Origin of the sequence: Methylosinus sp. Ce-a6, assembly GCF_009811655.1 — a bacterium.
GTDB lineage: Bacteria > Pseudomonadota > Alphaproteobacteria > Rhizobiales > Beijerinckiaceae > Methylosinus.
On the sequence record NZ_BGJX01000001.1, the window covers coordinates 69,189 to 81,694 of the forward strand.

Here is a 12,506-nt window from a genome sequence, read left to right on the forward strand (position 1 = left end):
GTCTCTCTCCCGGCAATGTCAGGCGCCCCGCGACGTCAAAGACGCGGCCACACTTAGAATCCCTTCTCGATACGCGAATACGCATAATCGGTGAACGCCTGGATCTGCGCGCCCACGAATGGCGCGGAGAGCCCGAGAGCGACGAAGATCACGACGATCTTCGGCACGAAGGTCAAGGTCGTTTCCTGGACCTGCGTCATGGCCTGCAACAGCGCGATTACGACTCCGACGGCCATTGCCGCGCCGACGATCGGGCTCGATACGACGAGCACGGTAAAGATCGCGCGCTGCATGATTTCGAGCGCGTCAGCCTCGTTCATCCGCTCACCGTCACGCCCGAACCGAGCGAGATCGTCGATCCATTGGTAAGCGTCGCAGTCGCGCCGGAGCTCGAAATCGTCACCGAAGCGACGGTCCCGGAGGACGAGCCATCGGAGGACGAGACCGTCTTTCCGATATACGAGCTCGCTTGCGTCAGCAAATTCGCGTTCAGGATCGATGTCAGCGTGGAGTTCGTCTTGACCGCCTGCTCGACCGCCGAAAACGACGCGAGCTGCGAAACGGTCTCAGTCGGATCCATCGGCTTCGTCGGATCCTGATATTTCATCTCGGTCACGAGAAGCGTCAGAAATTGATCATAGCCGAGCGCCTTCGTGGAGCTGCTCGTCGACGTCGTCGTGCTCGAGCTCGTCGTGGCGCTCGCATTGGTCAGCGAGGTCGTGGAAGTCACCGTCACGGTATCGCCTCCTCAGGCAGCCTTGCCGCTGTCCTGCTTCGAAATCGGGCTCATTATCTCCGATTCGTAGGGAAACAGCGCCCGGATCGTCTTCAAAGCATCGAACATGCGCTTTTCGTCGACAGATTTGGCGACTTGCGCCAATCCATTGAGAATTCGCGGGTCGCCGAACGCCGCATTGAGCGACGCCAGCATGCTGCGGCACATATCGATCGCCGCGGCGGCGTCATTCGGCGACATCAGCATTAGCTGCACGACGAAGTAGAGCTGCCGCAGGGGAGACGTCGCATCCTTCGCCTGCATGACGTGGTTTTCGAGCAGAAATGTCACGTCATTGAGCAGTTCGATGCAGACTTTTCGGTCGGCGCGGATGACCGCGCCATTGAGATAGAGCTTTTCGCCCCGACGTAACGAAATGTTCATGCCGCCCTCAGCTCAGCCCATCGGCGATCATCTGGTTGATCTCGATGACGCCGTCGAGATTGTCGGACTTGCCGCAATCGATCGCCTCGAGCTCGCGCAGGATCCAGAGACCGATCGATATGAGCGAGGCGCGGAGCGCCTCGGGAAGCGCGTTTCCATCGCTGCCGAGATCCTCGATGAACACCGTCCAAATTCGGCGCATGTTCGCTGTCGCCTCGAATGATTCGCTGCTTCTCACCCCTTTCACCTTCGCGACGGCGAGAAGCCGAATCGCGCGCTCGAGCAAGGCTCGCTCTCGTACACGAGCAGCGGCGGGGGAGTCTTCGACCGTCTGCGCATAGACATTACGGTACATGCGATTCTCTTCGGATCATGCTTGCGCTCAGATATATTTCGACAGGGTGAGGTTTTGAATCTTCCCGGTCAACGTATAGGAAGTCTCGAGCTGAGTCGTGAGATTGTTCAGCCGCGTCGAAGCCTCGTAAGGATCGACATTCTCGAGAGCGCCGATCTGCGTGGCGATCATGTCGCGTTGCGCCGACAGCGAGTCGTTTGCGTCCGATATCGCCTTCTGCATCAAGCCGACCTTCGCCCGCAGCGTCGTCAGACTGGAAATCGCATCGGCCATTGTCGCCGACGCGGTCTGGAGAACCTGTTGATATGCGGGCCTGCTCAACGACTGGACGCCGAGATCCGCGACCATCGAATAGACCTGCGCAAGGCTACGGAGCGCGGTTTCATTGGCGCTGACCGACGTTTCTGAGGTCTGCGACAGCGAGATCCGGTTCGTCGCCGTCTCGTCGGTGGCGCTCGACCAGGCTCCGCTCCATCCAGACGACGAAAACAGATCGGCGAATGAACCGGACAGAAAATCCTGCATCTGCTGGTCGGTGATCGAGCCTGCGCCCGGATCTCCCTGCGCAATTCCGAATGCGGCGAAAAAGGCCTGATCTACAGCCTGCTTCGGCGCCGATGCTGGATCGGAGAAATAGTCGGCCACCGGAGCGACGCCCGTGTTCACGCCGCCGAAGATCCGCACCCCGTCGACGCTCGTGTCGAGAGCAGAGATCAGCGACTTCAATCCGGTCTCTGCGTAACCTTGAATGATCCCAGGGTCACTGCCGCCGCCCGACTGAGCGCTCACCAGCGTCTGAAGGAAATTTTGCGCTGTGGTCGCGATCGAGCTCAGCGCAGTGTCCGTCGCGCTCAACCGCGTCGAGATCAGATCATTGCTCGCGGTGAGCGCCGCGAGATCGTCGGCATGAAAGCGATAGGAATAGACGTGCTGGATCGCCGCTCCGAGGCCGAGGCCGAGATCGGCGACGCGGCCGGTCGAAACCTCCGTCTGAGTTTTCGACAATTGCGTCTGAACGTCGAGAACGGAGCGTCGCAGCGCATTGGTGAGCGATTGAGTCGAAGTGATCGAGACCATTTGTCCGTCCATCCATCAGATCGCTTGAAAAAGGGCGGTGTACATCGCGTCGATTGCAGAAATGAGCTTCGCCGACGCTTGATAGGAGTTTTCGAGATCGAGCATTTTCGACATTTGCTCGTCGAGATTGACTCCAGTCGCATTGGAGAGCGCGTCAGTCGTTTGCGACAGGAGCGTCGACTGATAGGATTCGGTATCCGACGCCTGCTGGCGCTGCGCTTCGAACCAACCGACCGACGAGGTCACGAAATCCGTCAAGGAGAGGCTCGAGCCGAGACCAGCGGAAGGATCGAAACTCTGCGTCGTCGAGAAGGCGGCGACGAGCGCGTTTATTCGATTCGTGAACCCCGCTGCGCCGGTCGTATTGTAGATGTAGGCGGCATTGGTCGGGTCAGAAACGCCGCCGTCGCGCAGCCGATCGAGATCGCCGCCCTGGCTCGGATCCGCATTGGGATTGACGATGATCCGCCCCGCAAGTCCCGGCGCGACGCTCGCGCCGGGAACAAAGGTCGCTCCCGAATAGGTGAACAAGCCTGGCGCAGCCGCGCCCAATCCGGTTTGATCGTTCTCGGCGAAGGCGGCGATCAATCCGCGCGCGGTCTCGTCGAGCTGGCTCTGATATTGTGGCGCGATAACGTCGCGAAGCTGCGTGAGCCCTTGCAATTTGCCGGATTGAATGGACATTGAAGCCGAGGCGCCCGTCACCGGAACGCCATCTACATAGACGGCGTTTCCGGTCGTCGAGGCCGTGTAGGCGCCGGTGGCCTGGAATACGACCGCGCGCGGCGCCGTCTCGAATAGAGTCGCGCCGCCGTCGGCGTAGATCACCATGTCGTTATTGGCGCGCGTGACTGTCGTGACGCCGATTTCCGACGAAAGCGATTTGAGAAGCGCATCCCGTTGGTCGAGCGCCGAGGTGACGTCGCGGCCGGTCTGCACGCCGGCGACGATCTCCGAGTTCACCTGCTGGAACTGCGTGAGAATTGAATTGATATTGGCGACCGACGAAGCGATATCGTTGTCGGCCTGCGCACGCAAACTCTGCACCGTCGTGTCGGCGGTGTTGAGCGCCTGAGCCACGGCTTTGGCGCTCGAGAGAACCGACTGCGCGACGGTCGTATCGGAAGGCGACGCGCTATAGCTCTGCAACGCGCTTTTCAGCGCCGAGAGCAACGCCGCGGGCGAGCGATTGCTGGAGGCGTCGGTGGCGGACCCGGAGGAAAGTCCGAGCGCCTGATCGATTTGATCGAATCCCGATGACAAAGCCGCCGCGGCCGCCTGCGTGGCGGAAGCCTGCAGGGAGTTTTGGAAGAGCGCGGCATTGGTCGCGCGCGCCACCCCATCGACCGCCACTCCGCCGTTCGACGCGGTCGAGACGAGGGCCGTCTTTGTCGCATAGCCGGAGACATGCACTCCGGCTATGTTGCGCGATACGACATTTATTTGCGCTGCGATCGTTCCGAGCGACTGATTGGCGATCGCTCCCGCATTAGTGAGTGACATGGCGAGCGCCTATCATCGAATTGCTTACTTCAGATTGTTGAGCACTTGCATCACTTCGGACGCCACCTGGAAGACTTGGCTGTTCGCGGTAAAGGAGCGTTGCGCGACGATCATATTGGACAATTGGGTCGCGAGATCGACAGTCGAGCCCTCGAGCTGATCCGAGGCGATCGCGCCGAGGCTTCCGGAATTCGCATTGCCGAGATAGGCTGCGCCGGATTCCCTGGTCACGGCAAATGTATTGCCGGTGAGCGCCTGCAGATTTGTCGGGCTCGCGACTGTGCCGAGCGGAATCTTGTAGGCCGACACCGTCTGCCCATTGCCGAGCACATAGCTCAATGTGCCGTCCTTCGCGATGTTGACGCTGCTGACCTGCGAGGCGGCGTTGCCGTCGATCGTGGGGTTGGAGACGGAGAAAGTCGACCCGAGCTGCGTCACGCCACTGAGATCGAGCGTGAGCGTCGAGCCGTTGGGCACGGCGATCGAAGCGCTGGAGCCGCCGGTGATGGCGCCGTCCGTAGAGGAGAACGTCAGCGTCTGCGTCGTGATGGGGCCGGAAGAATAAGGAAATCCGCCATTCGTCGCGGTCGAGGCGTCGAACACCGACATCTCCCAATCATTGGACGACGTCTTCGAAAAATAGACGTCGAGCGTCAACGGATTGCCGAGATTGTCGTAGGCCGTGAGCGACGTCTTTTTCGAGTAGGTCGAGCTCGACGCATTCGCCGATGGAAGGTCCGCGGCGGCGATCGTCGAAGCGGTGGAAGGGAGATTGGCTGTCAGCGAACCTCGAGTGGAAGGCGCGCCGATCACTTTGCCATAAGGAATCGTGATCGCTTGGAGGCTCGCAGGATCGGTCGGCGCCGAAGCGGCGGAGGAGCTGTAGCCCATGAGATAATAGCCGGCCGTATTGACGAGCCGGCCTTGGGAGTCTGGAAGGAATGACCCCGCCCGCGTCAAATAGGTGTTGCCGCTGGCGTCGCTCACGACGAAAAAGCCGTCGCCCTGAATGGCGAGGTCGGTCGCCGACGTCGTGTTGATCGCAGTGCCGGACTTGGTGACCTCGATGACATTGCTGGCGGAGACGCCGCCGCCTTCATCCTCGCCGCCTCGGAAGCTCGTCAAGAGGGTCTGGAATTGCGTTGTCGCCTCCTTGTAGCCGACGGTGTTCGAATTCGAGATGTTCTCCGCGACCGCGGTGAGCGCCGTGGTCTGCGCTGACATGCCCATCACCGAAGTGTTGAAGAGGGCGCTCGCCGTCATCTGTCGTTCCTTCATTGCCCGTGAGACAGGGAGATTAGAAGTCGCAAAGCTTGCGTGAGGCTGTCGGCTGCGTGCGTTCGATGCATTAGATGAAAACAGTTAACCTTGAAATAATATCGCCTTCATATCGTTCCTCGATCGCCGCGACGCTCGCCCGTTCGAGCTCGTTCTGCGTGACGTGTCGATAGAGGGATGTTCGAGTTGGCGAGACGAGATCCAAGCAAGCAGGTGCTACAAGGAGCGAAGACGAAGAACGTCGGCGTGAACGCGTGGTTTCGTTCTGCCGCAGGACGAATGCTTCCCAGAGAGGGCGTCGTCACCTATTCGGTCGTCGTCGAATCGCCGCCGGCGTCTTTCGTGGAGCGCCGGCGCGAGGCGAGGCGGCCGGCGCATTTGCAATCGGGCAAAATCCTCGACGACGGCGAGCGCTTTCTGACCGAATTTCTCTATCGCAACCGAACCGAAGGGGGGATCAGGATTCGACTGGTTCAGCGCGTGCCGCTCCCACGGTCTATTCTACTCTATGACGATCATCAATGCGCGCTGCTCGCGGCGAGTGTCGTCTGGCAGAACGGCGTCGACGTCGGCTGTCGGATGAAAGGCCGCTGGCCGCACAACAAGAAACTGTTGCTTCGGATGAGCGGCCCGTACTATGCGGTTCAATGAGCAGTGGGGCGGCGGCGCAAGGCTCGCACCAGATTTGATTACTAATTTGTTAATGACCCGCCGCTCCTGGGAGATATGGACATGCATCCGATCAATGAATTGAAGCAGCTTCGCGAGCAGATGATCGAGCAGCTGACGCAGATACCCGAGTATCAAGCGTTGAAGGCCATGGAGCGGTTCATCGGCGAATTGTCGAGCATCTATGAGAGCTCGAACGCGCCGGCGCAGAGCGACGGGCCTGTTCACCGGCCGACCGTCGCGGCGCTCGACGCCCGGCACAAAAACGACCTGCCCTCGTCCTCTCCGCGGGTCACTCCCTATATTCCTGCGCACCGCGTCGCCTGAACCGCCGCGCCGCGTTCTCGGCGCAGCGGCCGGTCCCACGAATCACGGCGCTCGCCGTCGGCGGACGCCTCTATTGCCCGATAATGAAGATTTAACCGCCCACCGCTAGGTTGAATGCATATCGGGTTGACCGCGTTCGCGTCGGTCAAAAGCATGAAGCTGCCTCGATATGCCGGCGATCCGGCATGTCCCCGTCGGGGCGCCTCCTTCAGCACTGTCAGCCGAACCAGCGCGACGCCGCTCTCTGCAAAGAGCTCGCATGCGCGCGACGAGACATCTCGTCCTCCTCGCCTGTCTGAGCGATCGTAAGGTTCCCCATTAGCGGCGGAGCCCGTTCGTCTTAATCATCAGCAGCGAGGGCATAGCGGTGAAATTCTTTGCGACGCTTCTACCGCCCGCGATCGGGATCGCGACCGGACCTCTCGTCCTTTTCGGACCGCGCATGCTGCAGAGCGAAGCGCCATTCGATCCGGTCTGGGGAGCCGCCGGAGCCGCCCTCACGATTCTGGGAGCCGCGGCCGCTCATCGAGCGATCTCGCGTCACGTCTCGCAGCCTGCGACGACGCTCGTCACGGCGATAGAGCGCATTCGTGGCGGCGAGCTGGATTCGCCCGTCGCGGCCGGCGGGCGAAGCGGCGCGCTCGCCGCGATCTTCGACGCGCTGAACGATCTTCGCGCGACATTGCAAAGCGAGGCGCGCGGCCGGGCGCAAACGCAGCTCGCCGAAGAACGCGCCGCAGCGGAACGGCAGACCGCGAGCGACGCCCAATCGCGCGGCTATGTCGCGGCGCATGAAAACTTCGTGCATTCCTTCACCGAGGGTCTCGATCGCCTCGCGGGCGGTAACCTGACGCACCGTCTGAACGATCCTTTCTCCACCGACTACGAGAATATCCGCCACTGCTACAATGCGGCGCTCGACAAGTTGCGCGGCGCCTTCGCGGACATCATCGGCCATATCGACGGCTTGACCTCGCGCACGGGAGAGATCGCCGGCGCGGCCGACGCTCTGGCGCAGCGCACGGAGCAGCAAGCGGCGAGCCTCGAAGAGACCTCCGCCGCGCTCGAGCAGATCACCGCGACGGTCCATAAGACCTCCGACGGCGCGCAACGCGCCGCCACCGTCGTCTCGGAGGCGCAGGCCGACGCCGCGCGCAGCAGCGAGATCGTGCGCAATGCGATCGGAGCCATGGGACGAATCGAGACGTCATCGCGCCAGATCGGTCAGATTATCGGCGTGATCGACGAAATCGCCTTCCAGACCAATCTTCTCGCGCTGAACGCCGGCGTGGAGGCGGCGCGCGCAGGCGAAGCGGGACGCGGCTTTGCGGTCGTCGCCTCCGAGGTGCGCGCGCTCGCGCAGCGCTCCGCCGAAGCCGCTCGTGAGATCAAGAGCCTCATCTCGACCTCCTCGTCGCAGGTCGAGGATGGCGTGGCGCTGGTCGCGCAGACGGGCAAATCGCTCGATCGCATCGTGAATCAGGTGGTGGAGGCGAACAAGGTCGTCGTCGAGATCGCCAATGGGGCGCGCGAGCAGGCGATCGGCCTCGCCGAAGTCAACACGGCGGTCGCGCAAATGGATCAGTTCACGCAGCAGAACGCCGCCATGGTGGAAGAAACGACGGCCGCGAGCCACGGTCTGAAGAATGACATTGAACGGCTGTCGACTTCCGTCGGCGCCTTCGATCTCGGCGAGCGGCCGCGGACCGAGGCTCCGACCGTAAAGCGCTCGAAGCCGCAATCGACAATCACGCCGCCGCAGCGGCGCGCCGCGACGCGTGGCGGGGTTCTCCCGAAAGAGCAGGTCGCGCAGATCGAAGAGGGCTGGGAGGAGTTCTGATCATGGCCGAGACGATTTCCCGCGTGGCGACGAATGAGGCGAAGGAGTTTATCGCCTTTCACATCGGCGCGCAGACGTTCTGCATCGACATCATGGCGGTCCGCGAAATTCGCGGCTGGACGCCCGCGACTCCGCTGCCCCATGCGCCGAGCTTCGTGCGCGGGGTCATCAATCTTCGCGGCGCCGTGCTGCCGGTCATCGATCTCGCCACGCGTCTCGGCCTCACGCAGAGCGAGCCCACCGCTCGTCATGCGGTCATCGTCGTGCAGTCGGCGGGCCAGGTCGCCGGGCTTCTCGTCGACGCCGTCTCCAACATTTTGACGCTGACGCCGGACGCGATTCAGCCGACGCCCGAAGTCGCCTCGGAAATCGCACGGACATTCGTCAAGGGCGTCGTCGCCGCCGGAGACGAGATGATCAGCGTGCTGACGATCCAAAATCTCCTTCCGGAGCCCACTCTCGACGCAGCTTGAGCGAGGCCGCCCAGGCAAAAAAATGAGACGAGCCTCATGGTCACTGTCCGCCTCCCCGAGATCCTCGATATTCGCGCCGCCTCTCCGCTCGCGACAGAGCTTCTGCATGCGCGCGGCAATCCGCTGACGATCGACGCCTCGAACGTCGCCAGAGTCGGCGCGCAATGCATTCAGGTGCTGTTGTCGGCTCATGCGACCTGGACGACAGACGGCATGCCTCTGAGCGTCGTCCATCCGTCCGACGCGCTCCTCGAGGCCCTGGAGACGCTCGGCGTTCCCTTCACCAAAATTTCCGAACAGGAAAGTACGAAATGAGCAAGACTATTCTGACCGTCGACGATTCCAGAACCATGCGCGAAATGTTGATGCTCGCCCTCTCCGAAGCGGGCTTCAGCGTCGTGCAGGCCGAGGACGGGGTGCATGGGCTCGAAGTGCTCGAGAAGGAGACGCCCGATGTGATCGTCACCGACATCAACATGCCCCGCATGGACGGCTTCGGATTCATCGAAGGCGTGCGGCGGCACGAGAAGCATCGCGGCGTGCCTATCCTCGTGCTGACGACGGAGAGCGACGGCGAAAAGAAAGACCGCGCGCGCCGGGCCGGAGCGACCGGTTGGATCGTCAAGCCGTTCAGTCCAGTGAAGCTCGTGGACGCAATTCGCCGCGTGGCCGTGTAAGCGTGTAGGGAGATCGTCCGTGGATCCGATGGCCGCTATCAAGCAGACCTTCTTTCAGGAATGTGAGGAACAGCTCGTCGAGTTGGAGAGCGGGCTGCTCAAAATGGAGGACGGCGACGACGATCTCGAGACCGTCAACGCTGTTTTCCGGGCCGTCCACTCGATCAAAGGGGGCGCGGGCGCCTTCGGATTCGACGAGCTCGTCGAGTTCGTCCATGTCTTCGAGACCACGCTCGATCTCATCCGCTCCAGCAGGCTCGCCGCGACACCCGCGGTGACGAAGACGCTGCTGCGGGCTTCCGACATCCTCGCCGATCTCGTGCGCGCCGCGCGCGAAGGCGGCAGCGCCGACGCCACGGCGGTGCAGGTCATCGCCGACGAGCTCAACGCCCTGCTCGGCGGAGCGCCGCGAGGCGACGAAGAAGACAATACGATCAGCGTCGAATCCCTCGATTTCGAGCCGGTCACCATCTCGCTCGACTCGATCTTCGATGTCGGCGAGGAGGAAGCGCCCGCGACGCAGGACTTCATCGTTCGGTTCAAGCCGAGCGCCGGCCTCTACGCCAAGGCCAACGAGACGCTGCGCCTCCTGCGCGAGCTCGGCCGCCTCGGCGAGACGAGCGTCGAATGCGACATCGGCGAAATTCCCCTGCTGACGGAGCTCGATCCGGAAGGAGCCTATCTGTGCTGGACGATCCGTCTGACGACGAGCGTCTCCGAGCAGCAGGTGCGCGAGATCTTCGAATTCGTCGAATGGGATTGCGAGCTCTCCGTCGAGACGGCGGATGTCGGCAAGCTGCTCGAGGAGCTGCAGGAGTCCTTGGAGCCGCGCGAGGCGCCTGCCGAACGGGCCGCGGTCGCGATCACGATCGCCGAACCCGCGGAAAAGAGCGTTGCGGTTGCGCCCGAGCCGCAATCCGGCCCCGCGACGAGCGAAGATCATCCCGCCGCCGGCAAGGCGGAAGCGGCGAAAGGCGAAGGCTCCGGCGCCGTGCAGGCGACGATCCGCGTCGATCTCGATCGCGTCGATCGCCTCATCAACCTGGTCGGCGAGCTCGTCATCAATCAAGCGATGTTGTCGCAACGGGTTTCCGAAGCCGGGCTGTCGCGCGCCTCCTCCGTCGTGATCGGCCTCGACGAGCTCGAGCAGCTGACGCGCGACATTCAAGACAGCGTGATGGCGATCCGCGCGCAACCGGTGAAGCCCGTGTTCCAGCGCATGTCGCGCACCGTGCGCGAGGTCGCGTCGATGACTGGAAAATCCGTGCGCCTCGTGATGGACGGCGAGGCGACGGAAGTCGACAAGACCGTCATCGAGCGCTTGACGGATCCGCTCACCCATATGATCCGCAACGCCGTCGATCATGGCATCGAGAAGGCGGAAGACAGAGTCGCGGCCGGCAAGCCCGAGGAAGGTTTGCTGCGCCTCTCGGCGACGCATCGCTCCGGCCGTATCGTCATAGAGGTGGCGGACGACGGCGCCGGCATCAATCGCGCGCGCGTGCGTCAGATCGCCATCTCCAAGGGCCTCATTCCCGCGGAGGCCAATCTCACGGATGACGAGGTCGACAATCTCATTTTCCTCCCTGGCTTTTCGACCGCCTCCTCGGTCTCGAACATCTCCGGCCGCGGCGTCGGCATGGATGTGGTCAAGCGCGCAATTCAGGCGCTCGGCGGCCGCATCTCCATCTCCTCGGTTCCCGGGCGCGGCTCCACATTTTCGATGAGCTTGCCGCTCACTCTGGCCGTCCTCGACGGAATGGTCGTGACCGTGGGCGGGCAGACGCTCGTCATTCCGTTGACTGCGATCATCGAGACGCTGCAGCCCAAGAAGGAGAGCGTGCACGAGCTCGGCAGCGGCGCGCGCGTCATCGCCACGCGCAACACCTTCACGCCGCTCATCGACGTCGGAGCGGTTCTGCTCTATCGCGACGAGCCGATCGATCCGACCTCACAGGTCGCGCTGCTCGTCGAGTCGGAGAGCGGCGCGAAATGCGCGCTGCTCGTCGATGCGATCCAGGGCCAGAGGCAGGTGGTGATCAAAAGCCTCGAGACCAATTACGGCCATGTGCATGGCATAGCGGCGGCGACGATCCTGGGCGACGGCCGCGTCGCTCTCATTCTCGACGTCGACGCCATCGTCGCGCGACCGCGCGCCGACATGATCGTCGCGGAACTGCCTGCAGCCGCCGAATAGGCCGCCTCGACGCCGACATCGCGTCCCGGCCTCGCCGGGACGCCGGGACGAACGAAACCGCAAGCCAGCTCATGAAAAACCGTCAAGTCGCCTCGACCCCGCTCGTCCCCGGAGAATTTCTGCTGACGCGGGACGACTTCCGCCGGATCGCCTCGATCCTGCACGAGGACGCCGGAATCTATCTTCCGGACTCCAAAGCGACGCTCGTCTATTCCCGTCTGGCCAAGCGGCTGCGCAGCCTCGGGCTCGAGAGCTTTCGTGATTATTGCGCGCTCGTCGTCAGCGAGAACGGCGTGGACGAGCGCCAGAAGATGATGGCGGCGCTCACCACCAATGTCACGCGCTTCTTCCGCGAGCCGCATCACTTCAAGCATCTCGAGGAAAATGTCCTCGCCAAGCGGGCGAGCGCGGTGCGCAAAGGCGCGCGCCTGCGCATCTGGTCGGCCGCCTGCTCCAATGGGCAGGAGCCCTATTCCATCGCCATGTCGATCCTCTCCGTCATACCCGAGGCGGCGGAGCTCGACGTGAAAATTCTCGCCACCGACATCGACCCGAACATGGTCACGGCCGGCGCGAATGGCGTCTATGGCCGCGATGTCATGGAGGCGGTGCCGTCGCATCTGCGCAGCCGCTGGTTCACGCCGCTCGGCGGCGGACGCGACGAATGGGGCGTGACGGAGGAGCTCGCCTCGCTCGTCTCCTTCCGCGAGCTCAATCTCATCGGCCATTGGCCGATGAGTGGCCGCTTCGATGCGATTTTCTGTCGAAACGTGGTGATCTACTTCGAAGAGAAGACGCAAGAGAATATTTGGAGCCGCTTCGTTCCCCTCTTCAATCCGGACGGCCGTCTCTACATCGGCCACTCCGAGCGCGTGTCCGGCGCCGCCGCATCCGCCTTCGAATATGACGGCGTCACCACCTATCGTCTCCGCGCCAGAGGAAAGTCGTAAG

15 protein-coding genes are annotated in these 12,506 nt (G+C 62.6%); 8 read left to right on the plus strand and 7 right to left on the minus strand.

The annotated features are described in order from the left end of the window. Nucleotides 1-53 precede the first annotated feature (53 nt). The 7 genes from fliQ to Mspo_RS00450 are packed head-to-tail and all read right to left on the minus strand — an operon-like array spanning nucleotide 54 to nucleotide 5,357. A complete protein-coding gene (gene fliQ, locus Mspo_RS00420; RefSeq protein ID WP_159725969.1) occupies nucleotides 54-320 on the minus strand; it encodes a flagellar biosynthesis protein FliQ in 267 nt (88 codons plus the stop codon). Next, nucleotides 317-736, minus strand: a complete 420-nt coding sequence (gene flgD, locus Mspo_RS00425; RefSeq protein ID WP_201281590.1) for a flagellar hook assembly protein FlgD — start codon at nucleotides 734-736, stop codon at nucleotides 317-319. The genes fliQ and flgD overlap by 4 nt, the downstream gene beginning before the upstream one ends. A 12-nt stretch (nucleotides 737-748) precedes the next feature. Next, nucleotides 749-1,159: a flagellar biosynthesis repressor FlbT gene (gene flbT / locus Mspo_RS00430; protein ID WP_159725970.1), complete on the minus strand. Its 411-nt coding sequence runs from the start codon at nucleotides 1,157-1,159 to the stop codon at nucleotides 749-751. A 7-nt stretch (nucleotides 1,160-1,166) separates the two neighbouring features. Continuing rightward, nucleotides 1,167-1,514 (minus strand): flagellar biosynthesis regulator FlaF, encoded by a 348-nt coding sequence (gene flaF, locus Mspo_RS00435; protein WP_159725971.1) that lies wholly within the window; start codon nucleotides 1,512-1,514, stop codon nucleotides 1,167-1,169. Between the two features lie 27 nt (nucleotides 1,515-1,541). Further along, entirely contained in the window at nucleotides 1,542-2,591 is a 1,050-nt protein-coding gene (locus Mspo_RS00440; protein ID WP_159725972.1) for a flagellar hook-associated family protein, read from the minus strand. Between the two features lie 15 nt (nucleotides 2,592-2,606). Beyond that, nucleotides 2,607-4,094, minus strand: a complete 1,488-nt coding sequence (flgK, locus tag Mspo_RS00445; RefSeq protein ID WP_159725973.1) for a flagellar hook-associated protein FlgK — start codon at nucleotides 4,092-4,094, stop codon at nucleotides 2,607-2,609. A 24-nt stretch (nucleotides 4,095-4,118) separates the two neighbouring features. Continuing rightward, nucleotides 4,119-5,357, minus strand: coding sequence for a flagellar hook protein FlgE (locus Mspo_RS00450; protein WP_159725974.1), 1,239 nt, complete (start codon nucleotides 5,355-5,357; stop codon nucleotides 4,119-4,121). 294 nt (nucleotides 5,358-5,651) lie between these two features. Between Mspo_RS00450 and Mspo_RS00455 the strand changes: the two genes are divergently transcribed. The 8 genes from Mspo_RS00455 (at nucleotide 5,652) to Mspo_RS00490 (ending at nucleotide 12,505) form a co-directional block, all read left to right on the plus strand. After that, on the plus strand, nucleotides 5,652-6,023 hold the full coding sequence (locus tag Mspo_RS00455) for a hypothetical protein (RefSeq protein WP_159725975.1): 372 nt from the start codon (nucleotides 5,652-5,654) through the stop codon (nucleotides 6,021-6,023). Nucleotides 6,024-6,104: 81 nt separating this feature from the next. Next, the gene (locus Mspo_RS00460) at nucleotides 6,105-6,368 is read left to right on the plus strand and encodes a hypothetical protein (protein ID WP_159725976.1); all 264 of its coding nucleotides are present in this window, start codon (nucleotides 6,105-6,107) and stop codon (nucleotides 6,366-6,368) included. Nucleotides 6,369-6,810: 442 nt separating this feature from the next. Further along, nucleotides 6,811-8,208 carry a methyl-accepting chemotaxis protein gene (locus tag Mspo_RS00465; RefSeq protein ID WP_159725977.1) on the plus strand — a complete coding sequence of 466 codons (1,398 nt, stop codon included), beginning with the start codon at nucleotides 6,811-6,813 and terminating at the stop codon, nucleotides 8,206-8,208. A 2-nt stretch (nucleotides 8,209-8,210) separates the two neighbouring features. Then, nucleotides 8,211-8,681, plus strand: coding sequence for a chemotaxis protein CheW (locus Mspo_RS00470; protein WP_159725978.1), 471 nt, complete (start codon nucleotides 8,211-8,213; stop codon nucleotides 8,679-8,681). A 36-nt stretch (nucleotides 8,682-8,717) separates the two neighbouring features. Next, entirely contained in the window at nucleotides 8,718-8,996 is a 279-nt protein-coding gene (locus Mspo_RS00475; RefSeq protein ID WP_159725979.1) for an STAS domain-containing protein, read from the plus strand. Further along, entirely contained in the window at nucleotides 8,993-9,358 is a 366-nt protein-coding gene (locus Mspo_RS00480) for a response regulator (RefSeq protein WP_159725980.1), read from the plus strand. Before Mspo_RS00475 ends, Mspo_RS00480 begins: the two co-directional genes overlap by 4 nt. Before the next feature lie 28 nt (nucleotides 9,359-9,386). Further along, the gene (locus Mspo_RS00485) at nucleotides 9,387-11,555 is read left to right on the plus strand and encodes a chemotaxis protein CheA (protein WP_159725981.1); all 2,169 of its coding nucleotides are present in this window, start codon (nucleotides 9,387-9,389) and stop codon (nucleotides 11,553-11,555) included. Between the two features lie 71 nt (nucleotides 11,556-11,626). Further along, nucleotides 11,627-12,505: a protein-glutamate O-methyltransferase CheR gene (locus Mspo_RS00490; protein ID WP_159725982.1), complete on the plus strand. Its 879-nt coding sequence runs from the start codon at nucleotides 11,627-11,629 to the stop codon at nucleotides 12,503-12,505. The last annotated feature ends 1 nt before the right edge of the window (nucleotide 12,506 follow it).